Raw genomic sequence first — 15217 nt, 5'->3', positions numbered from 1 at the left:
TACAAAGCCCTAAGTTCTTATCACAATGATTTTGGTCAGAGCAGTATTTATAACTCTAATTTAAAATCAATCTAAATTCCATTTTGTTAATTTATCCGCAATTCGGGTACTTGCCGTTGCAAAAATTAACACTGAAATAGAACTTATTGGCATTAATATAGCCGCTACAACTGGCTGTAAATAACCAGAAACAGCAAAACTAAGTCCAACAATATTATACAAGAAACTGATGAAAAAAGCAATTTTTACAAATTTCATCGTGGTCTTCGATAACTTTAAGAAATTTGGAATTGCAGAAAAACTTTTTGCATCCAAAATTCCATCACACGAAGGCGAAAAACTGTTAATATCCTCAGAAATAGAAATCCCTACTGTACTTTGTTTCAAAGCTCCAGCGTCATTCAATCCATCTCCAAGCATCATCACCTTCTTCCCTTCTTGTTCCAATTGTTTTATATATTCTAACTTATCAGTTGGCGATTGATTAAAAATCAATTTTGCATTGGCAGGAAAAATAGTTTCTAAATATTCTTTTTCAGAATCATTATCCCCAGACAAAACGTGTAACTGATATGTATCCAATTCTTTCAATAAACGATCTAAACCTTTCCGATATCGATTGGTATACACAAATTTACCAAAAACTTCTCCATCAATCGCTATAAAAACTTGAGATTGATTCAATATATTTTCATTAAAAATTACATTTGTAAAACTTCTCGAACCAACTTTTACTTGATGTCCATCTACATCAGCTTGCTGGCCTTTTCCTACAATTTCTTCGTAATTAGAAATCGGCAAATGATCATCAACCGTCAATTTCTTATATAATGTACGGCTTAAAGGGTGATTAGAGTTTCTAATCAATGCTTTCACCAATTGCTTTTGATACTCAGAAAGTTCTTTCCCCTCGTATTGCACTTTCGCTTCATCACTTTCCGTAATTGTACCCGTTTTATCAAAAACTACATCTGTAATTTTTTCCATTCTTTCGACTGTTGATGTATTTTTTACATAGAATTTCTTATTCCCGAAAATACGCATCATGTGTCCCAAAATAAACGGAGACGATAAACCTAACGCACAAGGGCAAGCAATAATTAAGATTGATGTAACAACTTCTAATATTTTTGAAGAATCGTGGAAATACCAATAAACAGCAGAAATTGCTGTAATAATAAGGATGATTAATGTGAAATAATGACTGATTTTATTCGTCAAAGCATTCAACTCAGATTCTTCTTTCTGGAAAGCATCATTGTTCCATAATTGGGTTAAATAACTTTGATTAACATCCGAAATAATTTCCAACTCAATTGCATGACCAGATTGTTTTCCTCCAGCAAATATTTTATCTCCAGCTTTTTTCTGAATCAAACGAGATTCTCCCGTCACAAACGAGTTATCAATCATCGCTTCACCTTTCATCAAAATAGCATCGGCTGGAATAATTTCTTCATTTCTAATTAAAATTCGATCACCTTTTTTCAAATCAGCCAACAAAATTGGTTGTTCATAACCATTTTCTAATTTCGCAACTGCAATTGGATAAAACGATTTGTAATCTCGATCAAATGCCAATGCTTGCATTGTTTGTTGCTGAAACCATTTCCCTGTCAACATCAAAAATAGAAGCATTGCTAATGTATCAAAGTAACCTGGCGAAATATCAAAAATGATATCATAAGTCGATTTGAACATAATCACGATGATTCCTAACGCAATTGGCACATCGATATTGATATATTTATTTTTCAGACCTTGCCAAGCCGAAACAAAATAATCGGTAGATGAATAAAAGAAAACAGGCAATGATAACGCGAACATTGTCCAACGGAAATATCCTTTGTTTTGATCTAACCATTGTTCTTTTACATTACCAAAAACTTCGACATATTCTGGAAAAGATAAAAGCATAATATTCCCAAAACAGAATCCTGCAATTACCAATTTGCTCACCAAAGAACGATCAACTTTGCTTTTTTTCTTTTTGTCTAATGTTTTTAGATTAATCGAAGGTTTGTAGCCTAAATTTGTAATAAATCTTGCTAAATCACCCAATTTCAAATCCGCATCACGATACGTAATCTGAACAGTTTTTTGCGTAAAATTGACATTAGAAGATATAATATTTGGATTAATCGTATCCAAACTTTCTAACAACCAAACACACGAAGTACAGTGCATTACAGGCACGTAAAAGGAGACAACTGTAACGCCGTCATCTGAAAAATCGACAACTTTATCAAAGATTTCTTTTGTGTTTAAGAAATCAAATTGATGATTACTTTTCCCATCAGGACGCAAACCTGCATTACGATTAAGGTCGTAATAATCTTTTAGATTATTTACGTTTAAAATCTCGTAAACCGTTTTACAACCCTGACAACAAAAATCCTTTTCATCGAACTGAATAACCTCTTCTTCAATCCGTTGACCACAGTGAAAACAATTCTCTTCCATACTATTTTACAAAATTACTTTCCTTTTATCAGAATTAACGTTAACTTTGTATGAATTAAGTCATAACAACAAGATATGTCAGAGTTTAATGAGAATGTAGTATCGATTAAAGCGATGTTTGATAGCCCAGAGTCTTTCGGGGTTTTTAGTAAGGAAGAATTATTGGAGTTTGAGCAAGAAAAGAAAATCATCAACCTAAAAAAAGGAGACGAAATTATCCAAGAAGGTCACACACCAAAAGGTATATATTGCGTCATGAAAGGAACTGCTAAGTTGTTCAAAATTGGTTTTAATGGAAAAGAGCAAATTCTACGTTTTATCAACGAAGGTGACATTATCGGTTATCGCTCAATTTTAAGTCAAGAAGTTTTTGGTGCATCTGCAACTGCAATGACCCCTGTTGAAATATATTATATTCCAGAAAAATTCTTCTTAAAATTATTAGAAGTTAATCCAAAATTAGCTTTCAATATTTTACAAAGAATTGCAAAAGATTTGGGAGAATATGCAAGAACAATTACTTATTTAGCACAAAAAACAGTTCGCGAACGTTTGGCTGAAGTTTTAATTTTATTAGAAGGAAAATTAGGAACAGACAAAGACGGATTTATCAACATTTCGTTGACACGCGAAGAAATGGCAAATTTGATTGGAACAGCAACAGAATCTGCAATTCGTTTGATTTCTGAATTCAAAACTGATGAATTAATCGAAGTTGAAGGACGAAAAATCAAAGTTTTAGATCATCAAAAATTGACAAAATTAGGTCATGTTATTTTGTAAGAATTTATTCTTTATATAAAATAAAAAGTCGCTCTGTGAGCGACTTTTTTTATGCAAACTATTTCAATTTCATATAATAATCTTTGAGAATTGGATCAATTTTTTCGAGCGCATATCTCAACGTCGTTCTTGGCATTTGTAATGTATATTCATCTAAAAACTCAATCAACTTTTCTTCGTCCATTTTTCCCATTTCACGCAACATCCAACCATTTGCTTTGTGCATTAAATCGTGTGAATGATTAAGATTTTTCAACACAATTTCTGGAACAATTGAAAATGATTTTTGTTTGATAAAATACATCGTTGATACAATTGCAATTCGTTTTTCCCACAAATCCTCAGAATTCGCTAATTCAAAAAGCAATTCTTCTCGTTTTTGATGAAAACAATAATGTCCCAAAATTTTATAACAACTTGTGTCAACCAAATCCCAATTGTTGATTTGAGAAGTTTGAGCAAGATAAAAATCGATGATATCTTTTCTTACAAGTTCATCTTTTGATTTTTCGTACTTCAAGACCAATATCAATAAAGCTGTTAATCTATATTCATGAATATTGGAATTCAATAAATTTTTGATGTCATTTAATGAAACTTGTTGATAAAATTCTTTCGCAATCAAACGTTGATTCGGAACAGAAATCCCAAGAAAAATATCTCCTTCGCCATATTCTCCTTTTCCAGTTTTGAAAAAACGCATCATAATTTTCGCTTTTTCTTCGTCCGATAAATCTTGTAAAGTTGATTTTAATTGCTCTATCATATTTTATCAATTAAGATGTTGAAGTTAACAAAAAAAGAGTCCAAAAACTGAACTCTTTCTATCTTTATTCTTCCGTATCATTTTCTTCTTCTTCATCATAATACTGAAAAAGAAAGTTATTATAAGGAAAACGTTTCATATGAATTTCTTTCACTTCTTCATAAACTGTTTTGCGCAAATCTTCTAAATTATCTTTTTCCGTTGCCGAAATAAACAATGTCGGATAATCCGTTTTCGCCATCCACGTACGTTTCCAATCTTCTAACGAATAATTTTCAAATTTCTTTTCAGACAAATCATCTTCATCTTGTTTGACATAAGAAAAATTATCAATTTTATTAAAAACCATAATCGTTGGTTTCTCTTTCGATTCAATTTCAGCTAAAATTTGATTCACCGAATTCACATGATCCTCAAAACTCGCATGCGAAATATCCACAACATGCACCAATAAATCCGCTTCGCGAACCTCATCTAATGTAGATTTGAACGATTCCACTAATTGTGTAGGCAACTTACGAATAAACCCAACCGTATCCGTTAATAAGAAAGGTAAATTACCTATCACCACTTTTCGAACCGTTGTATCTAATGTTGCAAATAATTTATTTTCGGCAAAAACTTCAGATTTCGATAAAACATTCATCAACGTTGATTTCCCAACATTTGTGTACCCAACCAACGCAACGCGCACCAATGCACCACGATTTTTACGCTGAGTAGCCATTTGCTTATCGATTCCTTTCAGTTTCTCTTTCAATAATGTAATTCGATCACGAATAATACGTCTATCCGTTTCAATTTCAGTTTCACCAGGACCACGCATACCAATTCCTCCACGCTGACGCTCTAAGTGCGTCCACATTCGTGTTAATCGCGGTAATAAATATTGATATTGTGCCAATTCTACTTGCGTACGTGCATATGAAGTTTGCGCTCGTTGAGCAAAAATATCTAAAATCAATTGTGTACGGTCGATGATTTTTTTGTTGACAACTTTCTCAATATTTTTCAACTGAGAAGGCGTTAATTCATCATCAAAAATAACTGTATCAATATCATATTCCTCGACAAAAGCTGTGATTTCATCTAATTTCCCGCTTCCTACAAAGAATTTAGAATCAGGTTTGTCCATTCTTTGCGTAAAACGTTCTCCAACTGTCGCTCCAGCTGTATAAGCTAAGAACTCCAATTCGTCCATATATTCCGTCAGTTTCTCTTCGGATTGTTCACGTGTAATCAATCCAACTAAAACTACTTTTTCGTATTGTGCTTCTTGTTTTTCTAACATATATTACTGCAAAAATAAAAGAAAGTTTTGGATGTAACCGAACTTTCTATAAAATATTGAGAATTAATCAAATCAATAAAACTCAATAAATATTTGAGTTCTTTTGGATAAAAATAGAAAAAAATAAGGTTTTCATAATTAATAACAAGTTTATTTACTAATTTTCAAAAAATCTATTGTCAATTAAAATTTCCTTTCTACATTTGTTCCAACAAAAAAGTAAAAATGTACACAAATCAATTACATCATCATCACCATCATACTTGCACTCAAGCGAGCAGATAGTGGTATGTAATGATTTTATCAAAATATCTAAGTCCCGTTTGAGTAAATCGAACGGGATTTTTTGTTACTTCAAGATTTAATCATCGATTTACTCAAACTTAAAAATATAAAATATTAAAAAATGAGTAAATTAAAAATAGCCATTCAGAAAAGTGGTCGATTAAGTGAAAAATCACTCGAATTATTGAAAGATTGCGGAATTAAAATCTCTACAAGTAATCGAAAATTAAGAACCGAATCTCCTAATTTCCCTATCGAAGTTTTATTCTTACGTGACGACGATATTCCGCAATATGTAGAACAAGGGGTTGCTGATATCGGTATTTTAGGTGAAAATGAAGTTTGGGAAAAAGATAAAAATGTCACTCAAATCCGTCAATTAGGATTCGCTGGCTGCAAACTTTGTTTAGCGATCCCGAAAGATGAAATTTATACAGATTTAAGTTATTTTCAAGATAAAAAAATTGCAACTTCTTATCCACGTATTTTAGGAAAATTCTTCCAAGAAAAAGGAATTAATGTTAAGATTGAAGAAATCGGAGGAAGCGTAGAAATTGCTCCAAGTATCGGTTTGGCAAATGCTATTTTTGATATCGTTTCTACAGGTTCTACTCTATTAACAAACGGTTTAAAACAAGTGGAAACGGTGGTTGAATCGCAAGCTGTTTTAATTTCTAATCAAAATCTTGATGCTGAAAAACAAGCTATTGTAGATCGTCTTTTATTTAGAATCGAAGCAGTAAAACAATCTTCTGAAAACAAATATATTTTATTAAACGCACCAAACGAAAAGTTAGAAGAAATCATTGCTTTGTTACCTGGAATGAAATCTCCAACAGTCTTGCCATTGGCCGAAAAAGGTTGGTCATCAATCCACACTGTCATTAAAGAGGATACTTTTTGGGACATCATCGAGCAATTGAAAGCTTTGGGTGCAGAAGGAATTTTAGTATTAGAAATTGAAAAAATGATTTTATAAGACATAAGTCTTAAGGTATAAGTCATAAGGATGATAGAAACCTTAGAACTTAAGTCTTAGAACTTAAAATTAAGAATAGATGCAAACATACATCAACCCAAATATTTCTGATTGGTCAACATTAACAGCTCGACCTACGAAAGAAGTGCAAGATTTACAGAAAATCGTTTTAGATGTTTTTGGAAAGATTCAAACCGAGAAAAATCAAGCGTTAATCGATTTTACCGAACAATTTGATAAAGTAAAATTATCTTCTCTGGAAGTTACTGCTGTTGAAATAGAAGAAGCGAAAACTTTAATTTCTGAGGAATTAAAACAAGCAATTCAATTAGCTGCTTCGAATATTGAAAAATTCCACTCCGTTCAACGTGAAGAAGTCCAAATCATCGAAACTACAAATGGTGTCAATTGTTGGAGAGAATCTCGCGCAATCGAAAATGTTGGGATTTATATACCAGGCGGAACGGCTCCGTTATTTTCTACGACATTAATGTTAGGGATTCCTGCTAAATTAGCGGGTTGTCAAAATATTATTTTATGCACACCTCCTAACAAAGAAGGAAAAATTCATCCTGCGATTTTATACACAGCCAACTTAATCGGAATTGAAAAAATACACAAAGTGGGCGGAATCCAGGCGATTGGAGCGTTGACTTTTGGAACACAAACAATACAGAAAGTTGATAAAATTTTTGGACCTGGAAATCAATATGTAACCGCTGCCAAACAAGTGGCTCAAAACTTTGGTGTAGCGATCGATATGCCTGCAGGTCCAAGCGAAGTTTTAGTAATTGCTGATGAAACTTCAGTTCCTAAATATGTCGCAGCCGATTTATTGTCACAAGCAGAACACGGAATAGATTCACAAGTGATTTTATTAACAACAAACGAGCAAAAGTTAAACGAAACAATTATTGAAATTAATGCTCAATTAGAAGTTCTACCAAGAAAAGAATTAGCAGCTAAAGCTCTAGAAAATTCACGAGGAATTGTTTTAAACTCTATCGAAGAATGTGTCAATTTTTCGAATATTTATGCGCCAGAACATCTAATTTTTGCTTGCGAAACAGCTGAAAATTATATCGGAAAAATTATTAATGCAGGCTCAGTTTTCTTAGGAAATTATTCGTGCGAATCCGCTGGAGATTATGCGTCTGGAACCAATCACACATTACCAACAAACAGATATGCAAAGAATTATTCAGGAGTGTCTTTTGATAGTTTTATCAAGAAAATTACTTTTCAAAAATTAACAGCACAAGGAATTCAAAATATTGGTCCAGCAATCGAATTAATGGCCGAAGCCGAAGAATTATTTGCCCACAAAAACGCGGTTACCTTAAGACTAAATGATCTAAAATTGTAAATCTAAAATCGTACATGAATTCTTTTAACATAAACAATATCATTCGTCCCAACGTAAAAGCGATGAAAGCTTATTCATCGGCTCGTGACGAATTTCAAGAAATAAATGACGATTTCGTTTTCTTAGATGCGAACGAAAATCCATTCAACAATGGGCTAAATCGTTATCCCGATCCTTTGCAACGCAATGTAAAATCGATTTTAAGTAAAATCAAAAACTTTCCTGCCAATCAGATTTTATTAGGAAACGGAAGCGATGAAGTGTTGGATTTAATTTTTCGAGCATTTTGCGAACCAAATCAAGATAATGTAATTGCGATTTCTCCTTCTTATGGAATGTACGGAGTTTTAGCTAATCTGAATGCAATTGAATACCGAAAATCTTTATTAAACGAAGAAAATTTTCAACCAAATATCGAAGATATATTTTCAAAAGTTGATGACAATACGAAAATGATTTTCTTATGTTCGCCTAATAATCCAACGGGAGAAATCATCAAAAGAGATTCGATTTTAGGAATTGTTAATCGTTTCAATGGTTTAGTGATTATTGACGAAGCATATATTGATTTCGCGATGGAACCTTCTTGGATTAATGAAATCAAAAATTATCCGAACGTAATCGTTACCCAAACTTTATCGAAGGCGGTTGGTTTAGCCGGAATACGTTTAGGAATTTTATATGCTTCTCAGGAAATTATTGATGTTTTAAACAAGATCAAACCACCTTATAATATTAATCAATTAACACAATTAAAAGCGATTGAAATTTTAGGTAATTACGATAAAGTAGTTGATGAAACAAATACGATAATCGAACAAAAAGATTTTTTAGAACAAGCTCTTGCTGAAATTTCATTTGTAGAAAAAATATATCCAAGCGATGCGAATTTCATTTTGATTAAAGTTGATAATGCAAACGAACGTTACAATCAATTGATCGAAAAAGGAATTGTTATTCGTAATCGAAACAACGATGATTTATGTGAGAATTGCTTACGTATAACTGTTGGAACGGAAGATGAGAATGGGAAGTTGGTGGAAGCGCTTAATAGTCTTAAGTATTAAGATATAAGACTTAAGGCTTAAGATGTAAGGTTTGAGGTTGCCTAAGAATTTTGTAATTTAATAAAGGTATAATTCTAACCTTAAAACTAAACATTATGGCAACATTTAAAGACTTGATTGTTTGGCAAAAATCTCATCTTTTAGTTTTGAAGATTTATGAAATCACACAACTATTTCCTCGTGAAGAAATTTATGGATTAACAAGTCAGCTTAGAAGAGCCGCTTATTCTATTCCAGCGAATATTGTTGAAGGAAAGAAAAAGAAAAAGAAAACAATTCCTCATCAATTAAGTTTTATAAATATTGCAGAAGGTTCTTTAGAAGAAGTCAAATACTTTTTGATACTAAGTAAAGACTTAAAATATATTGAAGAAGATACATATAATGAATTATTAAAAGACGCCGAAGAAATAGGGAAATTATTAAATGGATATGAGAAATTCATTAAGAACTCAAATTCTTAAGCCTTAAATCTTACGTCTTATAACTTACAAACAAAAAATGAAAAAAATACTATTCATAGACCGCGACGGAACCTTGATTTTGGAACCCGAAGACTACCAAGTTGACAGCTTTTCGAAACTAGAATTCTATCCTGGAGCATTTACTTATTTAGGTAAAATTGCGAAAGAATTGGATTACGAATTAGCGATGGTAACCAATCAAGATGGTTTGGGAACGCCTGCTAATCCAGAAGAATTATTCTGGCCGATTCAAAATTTTGTGGTGAAAGCATTCGAAAATGAAGGGGTGAAATTCGAAGATATTTACATTGATAAAACTTTTGCACACGAAAATGCGCCAACACGCAAACCTGGAACGGCATTATTAACAAAATACATCAATAATCCAGAGTACGATTTAGTAAATTCGTTTGTGATTGGTGATCGAATAACGGATGTGAAATTAGCTCAAAATCTTGGTGGAAAAGGAATTTTTATCGCGAATGATGAAGCTTTAGGCGCGAACGAAATTAAAGATATCGAAGGATTGAATGAAACGATTGCTTTGAAAACAACGTCGTGGAAAGAAATTTACGAGTTCTTAAAACTTCAAAATCGCACGGCTTCAATTGTTCGAAACACGAATGAAACAAAGATCAAAATCGATTTGAATCTTGACGGAACTGGAAAATCGGATATCTCGACAGGAATCCACTTTTTCGATCACATGTTAGATCAAATTGCGCGTCATGGACAAATGGATTTAGTGATTAAAGTCGATGGCGATTTAGAAGTTGACGAACATCACACAATTGAAGATACAGCAATTGCTTTGGGCGAAGTTTTCGCTCAAGCTTTAGGAAATAAATTAGGCATCGAACGTTACGGATTTACTTTACCAATGGACGATTGTTTAGCACAAGCAGCGATTGATTTTGGCGGAAGAAATTGGTTAGTTTGGGAAGCGGATTTTAAACGTGAAATGATTGGTCAAATGCCAACAGAAATGTTTTATCATTTCTTCAAATCATTTACAGACGGAGCAAAAGCAAACTTAAATATCAAAGCGGAAGGCACAAACGAGCACCACAAAATTGAAGCGATTTTCAAAGCCTTCGCAAAAGCCATTAAAGTGGCTGTAAAACGCGATCCAGAAAAAATGATTTTACCATCAACAAAAGGACTTTTGTAGACTTAAGTCTTAAGGTATAAGTTCTAAGGATTTTCTTATCCTTATGCCTTACGACTTAGAACTTAGAACTAAAAAAATGATAGCAATAGTAAAATACAATGCAGGAAATGTTAAATCGGTGTACAATGCGGTAACTCGTTTGAGTTATGAAGCAATAATTACAGACGATTTTGAAACCTTGAAAAATGCAGATAAGGTAATTTTCCCTGGAGTTGGCGAAGCAAGTTCCGCAATGACTTATTTAAAAGAAAAAGGATTAGACAAAGTCATCAAAAACTTAAAACAACCAACATTAGGAATTTGTTTGGGTCAGCAATTAATGTGTGCTTATTCGGAAGAAGGAAATACCGATTGTTTAGGAATTTTCCCTATTCAAGTTAAATTATTTCCTTCAACAGAAATCGTTCCTCATATGGGCTGGAATACGATTTATGATTTAAAAACGCCTTTGTTTAATGGAGTTCACGAAAACTCCGACATTTATTATGTACACAGTTTTTATTGCGAAAATTCAGAATATACGATCGCGAAAACAGATTATATTTTAGAATATTCAGCAGCTTTACATAAAGATAATTTTTATGCAACTCAATTTCACCCAGAGAAATCTGCAGGAATAGGAGAACAAATCCTAAAAAACTTTCTAAGTTTATAGTATTATAAATTCTCACACATGAAAAAAATAGTTTTTACTTTACTTAGTGCTTTCGCCATTTCGCAGGTTTCTGCTCAGGAAAAAGTGTATTTCACCTCTACTCCTTCTTTAAGTCCAGATGCTAAAACAGTTTATTTTAGTTACGATGGCGATATTTGGTCAACTGATATTAACGGTGGAAATGCGGCAAGAATAACAGCTTTGGAAGGCGAAGAAATTAATCCTCGTGTTTCACCAGACGGAAAATGGTTGGCGTTTAGTTCTAATCAATATGGGAATTACGATATTTATGTGATGCCTATAAATGGTGGACAAATCAAGCAATTAACGTTTCATCAAGCCAAAGACGAAGTCGAAAGTTGGAGCTGGGATAGTAAATCGATCTATTATACATCAAACCAAAATAATGGATTTGGAAGTTTTAAAATTGATTTAGATGGCAAAACACCAGAAGCGCTTTTTACAAATTATTTCAACACAACAAATGGTTTAGTAGAAACTCCTCAAGGCGAATATATTTTCACCAACTCGTCTGAAAGCGCAAGTCAAGTTACACGAAAAAGATACAAAGGAGAAAATAATCCAGATTTATTAGGATATAATCCAACCACAAAAAGTTATAAACAATATACCGATTACAACGGAAAAGATTTCAATCCTACAGTTGATAAAAACGGAATTATTTATTTTATTTCGGACGAAAATAATGGTGAATACAACTTATATCAATTAGCAAATGGTAAAAAAGAAGCATTAACAAAATTTGAAACTTCGATTAAAAAACCTTTTGTTTCGGCTGATGGTTCAAAAGTTGTTTTCGAAAAAGATTATCAATTATTTGTTTATGATGTCAAAACTAAAACATCGAAACCACTTACAATTAATGTCAATTCGAATAAATCTTTAGAAAAAGAGCAAAATTTTGAAGTTGAAAATAATATTGACTATTTTGATATTTCTCCTGACGGAAAGAAAATAGCTTTTGTAAGCAGAGGAATTATTTTTGTTTCGGATAATGAAGGAAAATTTGTCAATCAAATTTCTGATGGAAAAGAGCGTGTTTTAGAAGTAAAATGGTTAAAAGACAACAAAAATTTAATCTTCAACCAAACATATAAAGGTTACCAAAATTGGTTTAAAATTTCGGCTGACGGAAAAGGAAAAGTTGAACAATTAACTTCTGATTTAAGAAATAATCGAGACATTACATTCAACAATGATTTATCTCAAGCTGTTTATTTAAGCGGACGCGATGAAGTAAGATTATTAGATTTGAAATCACTTAAATCATCAACAATTGTTAAAGATGAAATTTGGGCTTTCCAAAATTCGAAACCATCTTTTTCTCCAAATGATGAATATGTGTTATTCTCTGCAAAACGTAATTTCGAGTTAGATATTTTTATTCACAACATCAAGAAAAATACAACGGTTAATTTAACAAATACTGGTGTTTCAGAAGCTGACCCTACTTGGTCACCAGACGGAAAATACATTTATTTTTCAAGCGACAGAAAAAACCCTTCCTATCCTTTGGGAATGCAAGAATCGAGTATTTATCGTGCTTCTTTAGATTGGTTTGATCAAGCTTATAAATCAGAAAAATTTGATAATTTATTTGTCGAAGAAAAAAAGGTTGAGAAGAAAGAGAAAAAAGAAGAAAAGAACGATTTTAAAGCATTAACTATTAATCCAGAAGGATTCTTAGAAAGAATTGAATTGGTAACAGACCGTTTTGGATATCAGACAAATCCTTTTGTTTTTGCGGATGATAAAAAGCAATTTTTATTCTATAATACTAACCAAGAAAATGGTAAATTTCAGTTATACAGAAAAACGACCGCTGATTTTGAAGAAGATAAAACAGACAAAATATTCAACAAAGGCGCTGATTTTATCTTGAAAAATGAAAAAAATCTTTACGCTTTAATCGATAATTCTGTTTACAAATTTGGTATTAATTCTACAAATCCTGAAAAAGTTAGTATTAAATATAATTTCAATAAAAACTTGGCTTCAGAATTCAGTCAAATGTACGAAGAAGCTTGGGCTGGAGTAGAAGAAAATTTCTATGATGAGAATTTTCATGGAATTGATTGGAAAGCGAAAAAAGAACAATACGCAACGTTTTTACCTTATGTAAACAATCGAAATGATTTAAGAATTTTGCTAAATGATATGCTAGGTGAATTAAATTCTTCGCATTTAGGTTTTTCATCTTTCGGAAAAGAAGAAAGTCGAAGATTGAATTATTTCACAAACGAAACGGGAATTATTTTCAAAAAAGATCAACCTTTTACAGTTGAAAAAATCTTACGAAAATCTCCTGCTTTCCTTAAAAATGTTGATGTTCAAGAAGGTGATATTTTAGTGAGTGTAAATGGACAAAAAATCGATCAAAACCAAAATCGTGAAACTTATTTTACAACGCCTAAAAAATTAGAAGAATTAACTCTTGAATTTGACCGAAAAGGAAAAACAATTTCGACGAAGATTCATCCAATTTCAAATAACGAATTGAAATCGCTTTTATATGATGAATGGATTTATGAAAATCGTCAGCGTGTCAAAAAATTAAGCAACGATAGAATCGCTTATTCGTACATGAAAAATATGTCTACTTCTGAATTGGATGTGTTTTTATTGGACATGGTCGAGCAAGAAAATAGAAAAGATGGTGTCATTTTAGATTTACGTTTCAATACAGGTGGAAATGTGCATGATAAAGTCTTGAACTTTTTATCGCAAAGACCTTATTTGAAATGGAAATATCGTGAAGGACAATTAACTGTTCAACCGAACTTTGCACCGTCAGGAAAACCGATTGTTTTATTAATTAACGAATACTCATTGAGCGATGCAGAAATGACAGCCGCAGGATTCAAAGCCTTAAAATTAGGGAAAATCATCGGTCAAGAAACGTATCGTTGGATTATTTTTACTTCTGGAAAAGGATTAGTTGATGGTTCGTTTTATCGTTTACCAAGTTGGGGAACTTATACTTTGGATGGACAAAATTTAGAAAAAACTGGTGTTAAACCTGACATTTATATTAAAAATACATTCTTAGATCGATTAGAAAATAAAGATCCTCAATTGGAGCGTGCAATCCAAGAGGTCATGAAAGAATTAAAATAAATTTAAGACTTAAGTTGTAAGGCGTAATAAGTTACACCTTAGATCTTATGTCTTACACCTTAAAACTAAAGAATAATGAGAATCATACCAGCTATAGATATTATCGACGGAAAATGCGTTCGATTGTCACAAGGCAATTACGATACAAAAAAAATATACAACGAAAACCCTTTGGAAGTAGCAAAAGAGTTCGAGGATTATGGTATCGAATATTTGCACTTAGTAGATTTAGATGGAGCTAAATCAAAACAAATCATTAATTATAAAACGTTAGAATTTATTGCTTCTAAAACCAATTTAAAAGTTGATTTTGGAGGTGGAATTAAGGCTAATGATGATATTAGAATTGCTTTTGAATGTGGCGCAAACCAAATTACTGGAGGAAGTATTGCGGTTCAAAATCCAACATTATTTCAAGAATGGATTTCACAGTATGGAAGCGATAAAATCATTTTAGGTGCAGATGCTAAAGATCGAAAAATAGCAACACATGGTTGGTTAGAAACGTCAGAATTAGATGTGATAGATTTTATTCAAGAATATAAAACCAAAGGTATTGATTATGTGATTTGTACAGACATCGCGAAAGACGGAATGTTAGAAGGAGCTTCAAACGAATTATATGCAGAAATTTTAGCTACTTCGGAGGTCAAATTAATTGCTTCTGGTGGCGTTTCTTCAATCGATGATCTAATCAAAATAAAAGAATTAGGCTGCGAAGGAGCAATTCTTGGAAAAGCGATTTACGAAGGGAGAATTCAATTGAAAGACTTAAAACAATTGTACTAA

Annotated in this window: 12 protein-coding genes; 9 read left to right on the top strand and 3 right to left on the bottom strand. The window is 32.2% G+C overall.

Annotated elements, in window-relative coordinates; genetic code table 11:
• Positions 1 to 66 precede the first annotated feature (66 nt).
• Entirely contained in the window at positions 67 to 2463 is a 2397-nt protein-coding gene (locus B3J26_RS01490; RefSeq protein ID WP_291072884.1) for a heavy metal translocating P-type ATPase, read from the bottom strand.
• A gap of 75 nt (positions 2464 to 2538) precedes the next feature.
• Between B3J26_RS01490 and B3J26_RS01485 the strand changes: the two genes are divergently transcribed.
• Positions 2539 to 3246, top strand: coding sequence for a Crp/Fnr family transcriptional regulator (locus tag B3J26_RS01485; protein ID WP_291072882.1), 708 nt, complete (start codon positions 2539 to 2541; stop codon positions 3244 to 3246).
• 58 nt (positions 3247 to 3304) lie between these two features.
• On the opposite strand, the gene B3J26_RS01480 is transcribed toward B3J26_RS01485, so the two are convergent.
• Together B3J26_RS01480 and hflX are read right to left on the bottom strand one after the other, a co-directional pair.
• Positions 3305 to 4012 (bottom strand): DNA alkylation repair protein, encoded by a 708-nt coding sequence (locus B3J26_RS01480; protein WP_291072880.1) that lies wholly within the window; start codon positions 4010 to 4012, stop codon positions 3305 to 3307.
• Between the two features lie 64 nt (positions 4013 to 4076).
• Positions 4077 to 5303: a GTPase HflX gene (gene hflX, locus B3J26_RS01475; RefSeq protein ID WP_038337345.1), complete on the bottom strand. Its 1227-nt coding sequence runs from the start codon at positions 5301 to 5303 to the stop codon at positions 4077 to 4079.
• Between the two features lie 406 nt (positions 5304 to 5709).
• Between hflX and hisG the strand changes: the two genes are divergently transcribed.
• From hisG to hisA, 8 genes are all read left to right on the top strand, one after another.
• Entirely contained in the window at positions 5710 to 6567 is an 858-nt protein-coding gene (hisG, locus tag B3J26_RS01470) for an ATP phosphoribosyltransferase (RefSeq protein WP_291072858.1), read from the top strand.
• Positions 6568 to 6646: 79 nt separating this feature from the next.
• Positions 6647 to 7933 (top strand): histidinol dehydrogenase, encoded by a 1287-nt coding sequence (gene hisD, locus B3J26_RS01465; protein WP_291066617.1) that lies wholly within the window; start codon positions 6647 to 6649, stop codon positions 7931 to 7933.
• Positions 7934 to 7947: 14 nt separating this feature from the next.
• The gene (hisC, locus tag B3J26_RS01460; protein WP_291066619.1) at positions 7948 to 9000 is read left to right on the top strand and encodes a histidinol-phosphate transaminase; all 1053 of its coding nucleotides are present in this window, start codon (positions 7948 to 7950) and stop codon (positions 8998 to 9000) included.
• A gap of 95 nt (positions 9001 to 9095) precedes the next feature.
• Positions 9096 to 9464 (top strand): four helix bundle protein, encoded by a 369-nt coding sequence (locus B3J26_RS01455; RefSeq protein WP_291066621.1) that lies wholly within the window; start codon positions 9096 to 9098, stop codon positions 9462 to 9464.
• A gap of 37 nt (positions 9465 to 9501) precedes the next feature.
• Positions 9502 to 10635, top strand: coding sequence for a bifunctional histidinol-phosphatase/imidazoleglycerol-phosphate dehydratase HisB (hisB, locus tag B3J26_RS01450; RefSeq protein ID WP_291066623.1), 1134 nt, complete (start codon positions 9502 to 9504; stop codon positions 10633 to 10635).
• 76 nt (positions 10636 to 10711) lie between these two features.
• Positions 10712 to 11290 carry an imidazole glycerol phosphate synthase subunit HisH gene (hisH, locus tag B3J26_RS01445; RefSeq protein ID WP_291066625.1) on the top strand — a complete coding sequence of 193 codons (579 nt, stop codon included), beginning with the start codon at positions 10712 to 10714 and terminating at the stop codon, positions 11288 to 11290.
• Positions 11291 to 11308: 18 nt separating this feature from the next.
• Positions 11309 to 14428, top strand: a complete 3120-nt coding sequence (locus B3J26_RS01440; protein ID WP_291072856.1) for a S41 family peptidase — start codon at positions 11309 to 11311, stop codon at positions 14426 to 14428.
• Between the two features lie 75 nt (positions 14429 to 14503).
• Positions 14504 to 15217 (top strand): 1-(5-phosphoribosyl)-5-[(5-phosphoribosylamino)methylideneamino]imidazole-4-carboxamide isomerase, encoded by a 714-nt coding sequence (gene hisA / locus B3J26_RS01435; RefSeq protein WP_291072854.1) that lies wholly within the window; start codon positions 14504 to 14506, stop codon positions 15215 to 15217.

It is taken from the genome of Empedobacter sp. UBA5987, assembly GCF_002429865.1.
GTDB lineage: Bacteria > Bacteroidota > Bacteroidia > Flavobacteriales > Weeksellaceae > Empedobacter > Empedobacter falsenii_B.
Note: the sequence above shows the minus strand (reverse complement) of the source record. Positions and strands in the feature narration are given on the sequence as shown.